Origin of the sequence: Kitasatospora sp. NPDC005856, from assembly GCF_040629945.1 — a bacterium.
GTDB lineage: Bacteria > Actinomycetota > Actinomycetes > Streptomycetales > Streptomycetaceae > Kitasatospora.
The window spans coordinates 1-1,047 of record NZ_JBEXWT010000257.1 but is presented as its reverse complement, the minus strand read 5'-3'; the positions used below and the strand labels follow the sequence as shown (position 1 = coordinate 1,047).

General features: G+C 70.0%; 1 protein-coding gene. It reads right to left on the bottom strand.

The window, feature by feature from the left end; translation table 11 throughout:
- Nucleotides 1-1,047: AMP-binding protein (locus ABZ449_RS42335; RefSeq protein WP_360357537.1), on the bottom strand; the 1,047-nt coding region annotated here is incomplete at both ends.

Below are 1,047 nucleotides of genomic sequence, written 5' to 3'. Positions count from 1 at the left end.
CGCTCCGCACTCAGCCCCGCACGACCCAGGTACCCACGCGCCACACCCGCGCCCGCCACATACAACTCACCCACAACCCCAGGCGCCACCGGCGACAAGCCCGCATCGAGCACGTACAGACGGGTGTTGGCGATCGGACGCCCGATCGGCACCGTCTCCCCCACCTCCTGACCGGCCGCCACCTCGAACACGGCACACCCCACGACCGTCTCGGTCGGCCCGTACTCGTTCACCACCACCGACCCCGGCGCACGCTCCAACCACGCCCGCACATCAGCACCCTGCAGCGCCTCACCCCCCACCACCAACCGACGAGCCGCACCCGCCACCTCACCCGAGGACAGCAACTCGCCCAGCATCGGCAGATACGCCGGCACCGCCTTCACCAAACCGAACCCGGCCCCCTCACGGACCAAACCCGCCAGCCCCTCGGCACCACCCTCGGCACTGACCACCACCACCGAACCCGCCACCAACGGCACCAACACACTGGTCACCGTCAAGTCGAACGCCAGCGACGAATGCAGCGGCGAACCACCACCCCCGGCCACCCCGTAGGCACCCGCGGCCCACACCACATAGTTGGTCAACCCACCCTGAGTGACCCCCACACCCTTCGGCACACCCGTCGACCCCGACGTGTAGATCACATACGCCAGACCCTCCGACTCCACCGACACCACCGGCGCCGACACCGGAACCGCCGCCAACCGCGCCACGACCGCCGGATCATCCAGAGCCACCATCGGCACCCGTCCGGCCGGCAACTCGTCGAGGTACTCCTCCACGCCGACCAGTACCACGGCCCGGCTGTCGGCCGTCATGAAGGCGATGCGCTCCGCCGGGTACTCGGGATCGATCGGCAGGTACGCGCCCCCGGCCTTCCACACGGCCAGCAGCGCCACCACCGCATCCACACTCCGCGGCAGGCACAGACCCACCACCGACTCCGCACCCACACCCTGCGCCACCAAGAGATGCGCCAACCGGTTCGCCCGCTCGTCCAGCTCCCGGTACGACACCTCCACACCACCGGCGACCACCGCC